The 11,817-nt window shown below is 47.2% G+C and carries 13 protein-coding genes; 7 read left to right on the top strand and 6 right to left on the bottom strand.

The window, feature by feature from the left end; all coding sequences use genetic code 11:
- The first annotated feature begins 146 nt into the window (after positions 1-146).
- A complete protein-coding gene (locus tag NWE96_01045) occupies positions 147-1,307 on the top strand; it encodes a PQQ-binding-like beta-propeller repeat protein (GenBank protein ID MCW3982563.1) in 1,161 nt (386 codons plus the stop codon).
- 88 nt (positions 1,308-1,395) lie between these two features.
- Here the strand turns inward: NWE96_01045 and NWE96_01040 are convergent, their stop codons facing one another.
- Entirely contained in the window at positions 1,396-2,625 is a 1,230-nt protein-coding gene (locus NWE96_01040; GenBank protein MCW3982562.1) for a site-2 protease family protein, read from the bottom strand.
- Between the two features lie 177 nt (positions 2,626-2,802).
- On the opposite strand from NWE96_01040, the gene NWE96_01035 reads away from it, so the two are divergent.
- Together NWE96_01035 and sepF are read left to right on the top strand one after the other, a co-directional pair.
- Entirely contained in the window at positions 2,803-3,135 is a 333-nt protein-coding gene (locus NWE96_01035) for a DUF5658 family protein (GenBank protein MCW3982561.1), read from the top strand.
- A 208-nt stretch (positions 3,136-3,343) separates the two neighbouring features.
- On the top strand, positions 3,344-3,931 hold the full coding sequence (gene sepF / locus NWE96_01030) for a cell division protein SepF (GenBank protein ID MCW3982560.1): 588 nt from the start codon (positions 3,344-3,346) through the stop codon (positions 3,929-3,931).
- Here the strand turns inward: sepF and NWE96_01025 are convergent.
- Both NWE96_01025 and psmB read right to left on the bottom strand, forming a co-directional pair.
- On the bottom strand, positions 3,918-5,849 hold the full coding sequence (locus tag NWE96_01025) for a beta-CASP ribonuclease aCPSF1 (GenBank protein MCW3982559.1): 1,932 nt from the start codon (positions 5,847-5,849) through the stop codon (positions 3,918-3,920). The genes sepF and NWE96_01025 overlap by 14 nt on opposite strands.
- Positions 5,849-6,493: an archaeal proteasome endopeptidase complex subunit beta gene (psmB, locus tag NWE96_01020; protein MCW3982558.1), complete on the bottom strand. Its 645-nt coding sequence runs from the start codon at positions 6,491-6,493 to the stop codon at positions 5,849-5,851. The genes NWE96_01025 and psmB overlap by 1 nt, the downstream gene beginning before the upstream one ends.
- A 345-nt stretch (positions 6,494-6,838) precedes the next feature.
- Here psmB and NWE96_01015 point away from each other — a divergent pair, with 345 nt between their 5' ends.
- Together NWE96_01015 and NWE96_01010 are read left to right on the top strand one after the other, a co-directional pair.
- Complete coding sequence (locus NWE96_01015) at positions 6,839-7,306, top strand: tetratricopeptide repeat protein (GenBank protein MCW3982557.1); 468 nt, start codon at positions 6,839-6,841, stop codon at positions 7,304-7,306.
- A gap of 1 nt (position 7,307) precedes the next feature.
- Complete coding sequence (locus NWE96_01010) at positions 7,308-8,090, top strand: lipoate--protein ligase family protein (protein ID MCW3982556.1); 783 nt, start codon at positions 7,308-7,310, stop codon at positions 8,088-8,090.
- Here the strand turns inward: NWE96_01010 and cysS are convergent.
- From cysS to NWE96_00995, 3 genes are read right to left on the bottom strand one after another with little or no spacing between them, the layout of a single operon-like run.
- Positions 8,087-9,562, bottom strand: a complete 1,476-nt coding sequence (cysS, locus tag NWE96_01005) for a cysteine--tRNA ligase (GenBank protein ID MCW3982555.1) — start codon at positions 9,560-9,562, stop codon at positions 8,087-8,089. The genes NWE96_01010 and cysS overlap by 4 nt on opposite strands.
- 5 nt (positions 9,563-9,567) lie before the next feature.
- Complete coding sequence (locus tag NWE96_01000) at positions 9,568-9,801, bottom strand: type II toxin-antitoxin system HicA family toxin (protein MCW3982554.1); 234 nt, start codon at positions 9,799-9,801, stop codon at positions 9,568-9,570.
- Positions 9,794-10,018: a type II toxin-antitoxin system HicB family antitoxin gene (locus NWE96_00995; protein ID MCW3982553.1), complete on the bottom strand. Its 225-nt coding sequence runs from the start codon at positions 10,016-10,018 to the stop codon at positions 9,794-9,796. Before NWE96_00995 ends, NWE96_01000 begins: the two co-directional genes overlap by 8 nt.
- A 109-nt stretch (positions 10,019-10,127) precedes the next feature.
- On the opposite strand from NWE96_00995, the gene NWE96_00990 reads away from it, so the two are divergent.
- The gene (locus NWE96_00990; protein MCW3982552.1) at positions 10,128-10,580 is read left to right on the top strand and encodes an Lrp/AsnC family transcriptional regulator; all 453 of its coding nucleotides are present in this window, start codon (positions 10,128-10,130) and stop codon (positions 10,578-10,580) included.
- Between the two features lie 95 nt (positions 10,581-10,675).
- The gene (locus NWE96_00985) at positions 10,676-11,809 is read left to right on the top strand and encodes a radical SAM protein (protein MCW3982551.1); all 1,134 of its coding nucleotides are present in this window, start codon (positions 10,676-10,678) and stop codon (positions 11,807-11,809) included.
- Positions 11,810-11,817 lie beyond the last annotated feature (8 nt).

Genomic DNA, 11,817 nt, shown 5'->3' with positions numbered 1-11,817 from the left:
AAATCCACAAATATTCCGTCGGCAGATATCCTGTGAACCTCCACCCCCTCCTCCATTTTCTACTATTGATAATATTATTGAGTGTACATCTAGTAACAGTAACTTTTGCAACTCAAACGACCCAAAGCTCAGACAGCGATTGGTTAATGTTTCGTCATGACCCAGAACACACAGGCTCTACAAACGTTTCTGCACCATTAGAGCCCCCTGTTATCTTGTGGCAAACCAACGTCTTCGCATTCATAACCAGCTCTCCGGCAGTGGTTGACAACCGCGTCTTTGTTACCGATTATATTGGAAATCTTGTTTGCCTCAACGCTTCAACTGGAGATAAAATTTGGACCTCCAGCGGACAGGGTTCACCCGCAGTTGTTGATGGCGTCGTCTATGTAGGGCACGATGTAATAACGGCATACAATGCCTCTAATGGAGAAAAGATTTGGAGTGACCAAACGCTTTACGGCTCTGGAGGAAGCTCGCCAGCGGTGGTTAATGGCATAGTCTATACAAGTTTTTTTGGTCGCCATGCCTATAATGCATCTACAGGCGCTAAAATCTGGAGCCAAACAAGTGACGAGTTACTTTCTGCCCCCGCGGTCTCCAACGATGTTGTATACTTTGGGGGTTACAGTCTCCTCGCTGTTAATGCATCTACAGGAACTGAAATATGGAGGTACGCACCGCAAATTAATACGGCACAAACTTATCGAGCAGGTTCTCCTTGCGTAGAGGGCGGCTACGTTTATGTGGGGCTTTCTGACAGTTTTTACTGTTTAGATGCCACAACGGGGAAAAAAGTTTGGGATAATCCAAAGGGTGCCTTTGGGTCTTCTCCTGCTGTTTCAAATGGTATAGTGTATTTTGGAAGTCAAGACTTTAACGTTTATGCGCTAAATGCGTCTACTGGCAGTAAAATATGGAATTACTCAACGGGTTACCTTGTGGATTCTTCTCCTGCAGTAGCTGACGGCGCAGTTTATGTCGGTTCTGGCGACGGTAACCTCTACGCATTCAACGCTTATACGGGTGTTAAGCTTTGGAATTTTACCCTTCAGCCTCTTCGAGACGAGAAAGGATACAGCAGGTACCTGTTTGCATCTCCAGTAATCGCCAGCGGAAAAATCTATATGGGAACAAGCGACGGCATGGTGTATGCCTTAGGCACTTCAACAGTCTCGGATGAACCGCCGTTTCCATTTCTCTTGATAATATTTGTTGTACCTTTGCTTTTCATTTTAGCGGTAATGGCATATCAAAAAATTAGAAAAATCTACAAAGCGTACACTAACCACAGTGCCCTCCTTTAACAGCCAGAAACATTTTTATTTAATGGGTTACCAGTGAACTTTCGCCTAAAGCATCAGTTTAACTTTTACCATTATCAATCAAATCGAATTAGAGAATGAAGGGCAATACTATGCCTAACGCGACTAGCACCACACATGCCGCGGTGACTGCGAGTGTGGTTCGGCGGATAGCTTTTTCACTCATCCGTTTACCAGCAACCTTCTTGAGTGTTATGTCAAAGATTCTGCCGCCGTCTAAAGGATAGATTGGCAGTGCGTTGAATATGGCGAGGTTAAAGTTGACAAACCATACCCAGAAGAGAGTGTTTGCAAAGATTTGCCAGTAAGGCAGTGGGCTCGAATAGTAGGGTGCCAATGAGTCTGAAAAGGGAACAGTGGTTGAAGCTAGAGTAGGTGGCACCAAGTACATGGATAACCGGTCTATCGAGAAAGTTTGGTAATTCGCCAATCGAGCGTGACTGTATAGGTCTCCAGCGCTTACACCCATCACAGTTCGGTTGTCAGACACAGTGAGGTTTAAGGTGGTTGTGTACTGGGTCTGCCAACCTTCACCTCTGGCTACAGTCACCTGAATGGTATCTCCCGCGGTTTTAGTATCCAACAGAGTTCTTAGTTGTGTTGAATTGGTAATAGTTATGTTGTCGATAGAAACCAAGACATCATTAGCTTTCAATCCAGCCGCTTCGGCAGGCATCCCCTCCGAAACACTTCCGACGTAGACACCGTCAACCATCGGAGTTAAACTACCCACAATCAATAGAAGCCCCACGAGGCATGCCGCGCCCAAGATGACGTTGCCGCCGACACCTGCAGCCATAACTTTAAGCGAATGCCTATGTCTTGCTTTCTTAATTTGTTCCTCGTCAACGTCAACGAATGCTCCGATGGGAACAATGAGGAAGAAAAGTAACCCGCTTGATTTGACGCGGAGGTTAACGTTTCGGGCAATGATGCCGTGTGCGCCTTCATGGATTACTATGGCAACTACAATCGCTATCCAACCGTAAACTATCGGAAGCATAGGGTTAATTCCAGGCAGCAGCAAAACAGAGCCCGGTCCCAAATCTTTGACGATTTCACCCACTAAAGGGTTTGAGAGCACCGCGATTAAGCTGTTAGTTATAAGGTAGAGCGCTAAACCGGCAACAAAAGGCACCAAACCGAGAAAGATCCACGAAAAATACCTTGACGTTTTCAAAGCGCCAAGCTTGTCGAAGATGGCGGAAAAACGTTTTGTTCTAACAATCAACAGTGGAAAACTGAATTCTATTCGCTTCTCTTTTTCCATTGTTTGGTTTTCTGGTTCCTGCGTCGCCAAATCTGAATCGCTCAGCCTAAATCATGTTTTGAAAAACTTAAACATAGCGCAAATTGTCGAGAAATCTGTTCGAGGTTGGCGATATATCGATTTTCGTAAGCTAGATTCTTAAACAGAAACAACCAATAAGGGTGTTGAGAAGGAAGGAGAAGGCTTACGTACCAAGTTAGAATAGCGATGCTTCCAAGTGTCCTACTTGTGCTTATGGGCACAATCGACTGCATCACAACCGTCATAGGGGTGCTTTACTTTGGAGCTGTAGAACTAAACCCTATTATGGCAGGCGTAATGCATAACATACCCTTGTTTATGGTCATTAAACTCTCAGCAACCATCTGTATCGGCGGAACCTACATTTTAGCCAGCAAACTCCTAAATCAAGTCCCAAACAAAACCACTAAAACATTCAAGTACTCAAGCATCATCATGAAAACCGCCTACGTTGGCGTGGTTCTCTTCATGTGTATGGTTCTCATAAACAACTTTGCGGTTCTCATGGGCATAGTTTAAACATAAAGCAACGTTTTTTTGGGTTTAGCGCCTCTTATTAGTTGAAAATTCTCTAAAAACGCGTTAAACAAGCGGAAACCGTTGAGCGGTGAAACACAAATCAAATATTTAAGTGACAACAAATTAGCCTACACAAGCGTCAAGAGTTAAAAGTAAGAAACGCTTAACTGTGAAAACATCCGTAATGTATGGTTGAGAGGACTCAGAAATGCCGTTCAATCTATTCCATCGAAAAAAGCAGCCAGAACAGGAAGCTCCAGCACCAGCCACTGTAGCGCCAGACGAACCAGCTCAACCCATCCAGGACGCCGCACCTGAACCCGCAGCGGTAACGCAAGAACCCGCACAAGAAACCGCTCCAGAAGCAACCCCATCGGTTCAGCAACCCCCAGAAACCCCCGCATCAACACCAGAACCTCAGCCTCAAGAGCAAACACCAAAAGAAGAAACAGTCACCCCTCCCGTAGAAGAGGCGCCACAAGTTCAAGCCGAACCTCCAAGTAAAACCTACCTCAAAGCCATGCCTCTCAAAGAACTTTCAGACATCGAAAAAGTAAAAGCCGACGTCACAAACGGCAACATAATAATTCTACGCATAACCCCCCTTGCCAGCAAAAGCATAGAAGATGTCAAAACCGCAGTAAACGACCTATTCCAGTTTGCTGAGTCAATCGGCGGCGACATTGCCCGATTAGGCGAGGAACGTGTGGTTATTTGCCCAAAAACGGTGAGGATTTGGCGGGAGAAAACTCCAGCGCCAGTTCCAAGCAATCAGACGATTTCTACAGCAGCCTAAAGGTTTCCAAAACCGACGGCACTTCTGTATGTATACCTGCTTTGTTGAGTAAGAAGTTGCCGAAGTTTAGTGTCTTCTGTTTTTCGCCGTGAACCACAAAGATACGTTCAGGCTTCGGTGACAGATGCGTTAGGTAGTTGACTAGTTGTCGGCGGTCGCTGTGGCCTGAGAAACCCTCGATAGAGTTTACGCCCATTTTAACGCAGAAAGCAGCCATTTTGCCTTCGTTGTCCATCATGGTGACTTCGCCTACGCCTTTCTGGACGCGTCTACCCATGGTGCCTTCGATTTGGTAGCTGACAAAGATGATTTGGTTACGTTCATCCCCCGCCCAATTCTTAAAGTACTCGATGACTGGACCGCCCTCAAGCATACCGGAAGTCGCCAACACGATGCAGGGTTCTCCTTCCATGATTGTACTACGTTGGCTTGGGTGCTCAACGATTGTAAAGTAATCGGATTGGAAGGGGTTTACTTCTTCATGTAGGATGCTGTGGCGCACTTCTCTGCCGAGGTATTCTGGGTAAGCAGTGTGAATGGCTGTGGCTTCGCTGATCATGCCTTCAAGGAACACGGGTGCTTCCTTCATCATGCCCCGCTTCATGTAGCCGTCGATAACTAACATAATTTCCTGTGCACGTCCAACGGCTGGAACAGGGATGAGCACTTTACCTTTACGCTCTAAAGTGGCGTTGATGACTTTAGTTAAGGCTTCTTCGGCTTCGACGCGTGTTGGAACTATATCGTCAGGGCCACTGTAAGTGCTCTCTGTGATTACGGTTTCGATGCGTGGGAACTCTGTGGTTGCAGCTTCAAGCAGCATGGTTCGTCCAAATTTATAGTCGCTTGTGTAGACGATGTTGTGTAAACCTTCGCCTATGTGGAGGTGCACCATGGCGCCGCCTAGAATGTGGCCTGAATTGTGCAGGGTTAAGCGGATGTCGGGTGCGATGTCGGTGACCACGCCATAGCGAAGCGGGATAGTGTGTAAGACACATTCACGGACGTCTTTTTGATCGTAATACGGTGTTATACCCTGCTTGTTAGCTACATCAAGGTAGTCAAGTTGAAGCATAGTCATAAGGTTAGATGTCGGAGCTGAACAGTACACTGGACCATCGTAGCCGTACTTGTAGAGGAACGGAACCAAACCGCAGTGGTCAAGGTGCGCGTGGCTGATGACAACCGCGTCAAGCGAGTCTATCTCAAATTCGGGGGAATCAAAACGTGGGAAAGCTTCAAAAGGCCTGTTAGAACCGGGGTGAATACCACAGTCAAGTAGAACACTGCTTTCACGGGTTTTAACTAGAAAAGCTGAGCGTCCGACTTCTTGTGCGCCGCCGAGTACGGTCATGCGGATGTCGCCGACGTCGTAGCTTTTCGGTCGGAAAATCCTCTCCCCAACAGTGCGCAGGATGCGTTCGCGTTCTTTGCTCTCCGAGTGGAGGTAGTGTCGCATGTGGGTAACGATTTTAGATTTAATGGGAGGACTGCGAAGGACGTGAGGGCGCCACTTGGTTTTTTTGATGATTTCTTGCAGTACAGCGCCGTTTCTGCCGATGACTAAACCGGGCTTTTTTGTTTCTATTATGATTTCGCCTAAGCTGGGGTCAAAGTTGATGTCGGTAATTTCAGCTTCAGGCGCGATAAGTTCACGTGTGATTTTTTCCGCTTCAGCTTCAGGAATACGCACGGAAGGGTCAGGGCGGATGACGATTCTTTTGCGTATTACGCCGACTATTTCGGCGACGATGCCGCTTTGATCAACCAAAATTTCTGGTTTTTTGGTGTAAACGGCAAGCATGGGTCCCTCGTATTCGATGCGGGTGACTTCTGCTTCGCGTGGAACTTTTTGAAGAATGTATTGGCTGATTTCTATCTTGTCTTTGTCTTTTTCTTGGGTTCGAGCCACAGTCATTAACTTCCTGCCTTGAGCAGTTTAGCTTTTTCCTCGTCGGTTAACTCTTTGTAACCATGTGAATTAATGGTGATGATGTTGTAGCTGTTGCCGCTTGCAACGTCACGCTTCATTGCCGCGTTAACTGCACGGGCAATCACTGGCAGGGTTTCAGCGACAGTGGAGCCTTCACGGAATTTGTCTTCCAAGACACCATAAGCAACTGGTGACCCTGAACCTGTAGAAACCATCTTTTCCTCAGTTAAGCTGCCATACGGATCTAAATTGAAAACATGTGGACCGCTGTCATCTATGCCTCCGACTAGCACCTGCGTTGCCAAGGGGATGTAACGTGCGGAGAACAACAGGTTTGCGACTAGTCGTGCAGCAGAAGCTACAGGCATGGGGCGGTTCATGTTTATACGGTAAAGGCGTGCATTCGCGATTAGGATATCTACAACTCTCTGTGCGTCGGCAACGGTGCCGGCGATGGTCATCCCGAGGTGGTCGTCGATTTTGTAGACTTTTTTGCCTGCTTTATGAGCAACATAGTAACCCATGGTTACACGGGTGTCTGAGGCTAAGATTACGCCGTCTTTGCAGACGACACCTATGGTTGTGGTTCCTTTGAGGACTAGTTGGCTAGCTGGATTGTTTTGTGACATTGTTTTGTGCTCCCTAAAACTCCGTTTTACGCGGAATGCCCATCCACGAGGAAGTAGCATCATGTATTCTTTCGAAGGCATTAATTAAATATTTCGCCGAAGCATTGAAGACACCTAAATAGGCACCGCTGGGTTTTGATGGGTAAGTCATATGCAATTAGCTGTTGAAAACGGCGTTTTCTGTGCTCTCCAAACGCTGTTTTTCACAAAACAGAATGTCTTGTGGCGTCTGTTTGGTAACCTGCAATAAATTATGCGTGTAAGATGCGTGATTAATCGGTAAACGTTGATAAAACGGATTTACGCTTAAGGTAATTGATGAAAACCTCACATGTAATTAGGGATATGCAAAAGTTCTGGCGCGACGGTGACCACTCTTTTCACCAAGGCAACTTTGAGGGGTCAGTTTCAAGCTACAATAAGGCACTGCAACTTTGCCAGTCGCTTCCAGACTGCGAAGGGTTCGACCGCCGCCGCTTTGAGGCTTCATGCTATGCAGGTTTATCTGCGTCGCTGGGGCGTTTGGGGAAGCATCTTGAAAGTTTCGCTGCAGCCAACAAGGCTCTGGTTTTCTATGATGTATGTGGTGAAAAGTACCCCGCCGACACTGGCCGATGGTTAATGGCACAGGTAAATCAGGGCACCGCGTTGGCGACTCTTGGGTGTTTGCCTGCGGCTTTGGAAGCGCTTGGGCGGGCGAAAGAAATTTTCATTAACCGCGGATTGGATATCGCTGAGAATAAGCAGTGGATTGACATGGTTGACGGAAACATAGCCGCCATAAAAGCGCACATGGCAAAAGGAGAACGGTAGATTGGATACTTGGCGCTACCTCCCCCTATCAACTGGGAATGCTGCATTGAATATGGCAGTTGACGAAGCCATCTTAAACGCCCGTATCGCCAACCAAGTTCCCAATACCCTGAGGCTCTATCGTTGGCAGCCATCAGCTGTTAGCATCGGCAGAAACCAAAACCCCGACGCGGAAGTTTATCTTGAAACCGCCCAACAACTCGGCGTGGACGTGGTGCGGCGTATTAGCGGCGGCGGCACTGTCTACCACGATTTTGAGGGCGAAGTAACCTACAGCGTAGTCGCCAAAGTCGCCGATTTAGGCACACCCGATGTAACCACCGTTTACACCAAAATCTACGGCGCCATAACCGACGCACTCCGCATCTTAGGAGTCCCCGCAGATTTCAGCAGCGGAAACGCCAAAAACTGCCCCAACCTAACCGTTGCAGGTAAAAAAATCAGCGGCAGCAGCCAAACCATCAGCCGTGGCGTAGTCCTCCAACACGGTACAGTGCTGCTCGACGTGGATTTGCCTAAAATGTTTAGACTCATAAAACTCAAAGACCTCACCTGCAATTTGGCGGCGGATATTGGGAAACGCAAAATCACCAGCATCCAAGCCGAGTTGGGACACAAGATTAGCCCAGATACGGTGGCGAATGCGCTGGCTCAGGGCTTTAAGGCAATCCTCAAAATCCAGCTACAAGAAGACGCCCTTACCGCAACTGAAAAAGCAGCCGCCCAGACACTCAAAGAAAAATATCAATCAAAAGAGTGGAATCTGAGCGGAAAAACCGCTTAAGCTTTCTCTTTGTGCCACCTTACGCCCTGTGCAGTGTCTTCGAGTATGATGCCCATGGCTTTGAGTTGGGCTCTGATGGCGTCGGCTTCTTTCCAGTTCTTAGCTTTTCGAGCTGCCTCACGTTTTTGAACTAACGCAATTATTTCATTATATTCTTCAGATCGGAATTTTTCAACGGTAACTGAGTCTGTAGCCTTAATAAAATCGCTGACTTGGACTGTGTACACTTCCACGTTACCTATCACTCCTAAAACCGTGTCGATGCGCATCATCAAACCACCGACCTCCGCCGCCTCAGCCTTGCTAACCAAATTAGCGTCAAGCAAAGCATTCATTTCCCGCACGAAATCAAACAGCGAGGACAACGCGATGCCGATGTTTAGGTCGTCGTCCATGGAGCCTCCGAAGCACGCCTCAAGCTTAGCAGTTAAAGTGGCAACTTTTCCAGTAGCCGTTGTGCCTTCGGCTTCGTGGAGTCGCCGCACAAAATTCCGCAGCCTCTCCACAGCCGACTTCGCAGCCTCCAGCCCTTCAAAGGTGAAGTTGAATTGCTGCCGATAATGCGTTGACATGAGTAGGTAGCGTATTGCGATTGGGTCGTAGCCTTTGGCGAGGAGGTCGCGGAGCGTGTAAAAGTTGCCGAAGCGCTTGCTCATTTTTTTGCCTTCGACTTGGAGGTGCTCGTTATGCATCCAGTAGTGGACGAAGGGTTTGCCCGTTGCTGCCTCGCTCTGTGCGATTTCGTTTTCGTGATGGGGAAACATGTTGTCCACTCCGCCGCAGTGAATGTCAAAGGTTTCGCCCAAGTATTTGGTGCTCATTGCACTGCATTCGATGTGCCAGCCCGGTCTGCCCTTCCCCAACTCCGTCTCCCAAAACACGTCTCCGTCCTCGGGCGTCCACGCTTTCCAGAGCGCAAAGTCTTGGGCTTCTTCTTTAGCGTATTCGTCTTGGCTAACTCGTGCGCCTGCTTTGAGTTCGCCGACTTTTAGGTGGCTAAGTTTGCCGTATTGGGGGAACTTAGCGACGGAGAAGTAGATGGAGCCGTCTTCGCCCCTGTAAGCCACACCCTTCGCCATCAGAGTCTTGATTATTTGGATCATTTCGGGGATGTGGTCTGTGGCTTTGGGGTACACGTCGGCGGGTTGAATGTTTAGGGCTTTTATGTCTTCAAAGAAGGCTTTCACGTAGAATTCGGTGAATTGGCGTAGTGGGATGCCTTGTTTTTGGCTGCCTTTGATGGTTTTGTCGTCTATGTCAGTTAAGTTCATGATGTGGGTAACTTTGTAGCCGCGGTAAGTCAACCAACGCTTTAGAAGGTCTTCGAAGAGGAAGGCGCGGAAGTTACCGATATGCGCGTAATCGTAAACTGTGGGACCACAAGTGTAGATTTTGGCTTTCCCCGCTTCAAGCGGCACAAAGGCTTCTTTTTTCCGTGTTAAAGTGTTAAAAAAGTAGATGTTTGCTTGCATGAAGGTTATCTTCCCTTTAATAGTTGGAGAAATTTTTCTCTGTTTATCCCTGCTTCTCGAAGTATTGCTCTGAGTAGCCCCGGTTTAATGTCTTTTCCCGGATGCATGGGGATAACTATCCTTGTTTTTTCTTGATTTATAAGAATAACATGTGAACCCTTTTGACGGATAACGTGGAAGCCTTCTTTTTCCAAAATTTTGATTAATTGGCTTGAATTAATCGGCGGAATTTTAGGCAAGAGCTTTCACTTTTTGTATGCCCACAACTTTTTCTTTCAACAACTCTTTCTTCTCTTCTGCAGAGAGAGTTTCCCAATAAAGATCAATGGCTTCTTTTGCGTTTTCCATCACTTCGGCTAATGTTTCGCCTTGGGTGTGGCACCCTGGCAAGGCGGGCACTATGGCTACGTAGCCGCCTGTCTCGTCTTCTAGAATAACAACGTCGAAATCTCGCATTCAACTCGCCAACATGATAGATACAACCGCCGAAATTATTTAAGCATTCACACTGCACGAAAATAGTTTTTTAAACCATTAATGCTTAGTTGTTGACTCGTGAAACCAAGTGCCCGCAACCCTCGATGGTGTTGACCGAAAAATCCTAAATGCGCTACAGAGCAATGGACGTGTAGCTTTTTCGGAGATAGCAAACGAAATCGGCGTGGACGAAGCCACAATCAGATACAGGGTAAAAAAACTCAAAGAAGCAGGCGTAATAACCAAATTTACAGCGCTTTTGGATCCTGCAAAAATCGGTTTTCCCGTTACAGCGGTGATTATGATTAAAATTAATCCTGTCTTGTTTGATAGTGCATCAGCTGAAATTGCCAAACTAAGCGAGACGCGGCATGTTTTTCAGAGCACAGGCGGCTATGACGTTGTTGCGGTTGTTAATACGCGTGATTTGGGGCATTTGAATGATTTGAGAAGGCGTTTGGAGTTGATTTCGGGGGTTAGTGATGTTGTGGTTTTTGCTACGACTAAATTGTTGAAGATTAAGCCGTCATTTGATCTATAATCTACATTTTACCGAAATTCGGAATAAATTATTAGAAAACTTCCGTTTTTAGTAACTTTTATATGTTTTACCCATATAATAAACAGCCTGCACAGTTGCAGGACACACACCCAGTGGTTCACCTAAAATCCCTCTTCTACAGCAAAGAAATGACCCATGTAGAAAAACGGTGCCGCGAAGCCTACACAAAACACGGCATAAGCACCGTCATCTGGAACACCACCCGCCAATGCGGCCTAAACTGCACCCACTGCTACATCGGCGACACCCAAGACACAACCGGCGAATTAAACACCTCAGAGGTCGCTTCTTTTTTGGCTCAACTTCACGAAATGGGCGTTCCACTCATTTTCTTAACGGGCGGAGAGCCTCTTCTGCGAAAAGACATTTTTGAAATCCTAAAACTCTGCAACGATTACCAAATAACCACCGTACTAAGCAGCAACGGGCTCCTGCTTAACGACCAAAAAATCGATGCCCTGCTAAGCTACAACGTACACTACATCGCTCTCTCGCTGTATGGTCCTGCCGCCCAACATGATTCAATCGTTGGTTTGCCCCAAAGTCACGACAAAATAATCGAAAACGCCCAGAAATGCATTCAAAAAGGCATAAAAGTCGCCTTCAAAACAGTCGTGAGCAGCTACACCTACGACAACGTACCCTACATAATAGAAAAAGGCCTCAGCTTAGGCGTCAAAGCGTTTTACCTCTGTGACCTCATCGAAACTGGACGCGCCGAAAACGCAAAGTTCTGGCGAATCTCTCCTGAGCAATGGGGCACCTTAGCTGAATATCTTTTTGACAAAGTCATCGTCAAAGGCGAAGCAGAAATCGACATCGGCGCCTGCCCCTCGCTGGCACCCTTAGCTGTTGAATACTTCAAAGCTAAAGGCTACGATATTGCACATGCAATTCAACGCCTCAGCTCCATGAGCGCTTGCCCAGTAGGTCAAGGACCCATCAGCGTATCCGCCAAAGGCGACATATTACCCTGCAACTTTATGCAGCAATTCAAACTCGGCAACGTCCGCCAAAACGACCTCGCCAAACTAAAAGAAAACCAATTACTCAAATCAATCGCCACTAAAACAAACCTCAAAGGCAAATGCGGTTCCTGCCAATACAAAAAGCTCTGTTGCGGCTGCCGCGCCAAAGCCTACCTGACAAACAAAGACATCGAAGACCAAGACACCACCTGCATATTAGCCGCAAACACCCCAAAGTAGGTTAACAG

The organism is Candidatus Bathyarchaeota archaeon (assembly GCA_026014685.1).
Classification (GTDB): domain Archaea; phylum Thermoproteota; class Bathyarchaeia; order Bathyarchaeales; family Bathycorpusculaceae; genus Bathycorpusculum.
Note: the sequence above shows the minus strand (reverse complement) of the source record. Positions and strands in the feature narration are given on the sequence as shown.